General features: G+C 68.8%; 1 pseudogene. It reads right to left on the reverse strand.

The window, feature by feature from the left end:
• Positions 1-221 (reverse strand): annotated as a pseudogene (locus QM806_RS41210) (malate synthase G); the annotation flags it as partial.

The following is a 221-nucleotide window of genomic DNA, read 5'->3' on the forward strand; positions in this document are numbered from 1 at the left end:
TTTGTATTCGCGGCGGCGGCGGTGCAGGATCGGTTCGGTGTAGCCGGAGGGCTGGGTGGTGCCGTCGAGGATGAGTTCCTTCGCGGCCTGGAACGCGATGTTGGTGTCGAAGTCCGGGGCCAGCGGCCGGTAGGTCGGGTCGGCCTCGTTCTGCCGGTCCACCACCGGGGCCATCCGCTGCAGCGATTGCACGACCTGGTCGGCGGTGACCACACCGTGCC

Source organism: Rhodococcus sp. IEGM 1351 (assembly GCF_030056875.1).
GTDB classification, from domain to species: domain Bacteria; phylum Actinomycetota; class Actinomycetes; order Mycobacteriales; family Mycobacteriaceae; genus Rhodococcus_F; species Rhodococcus_F opacus.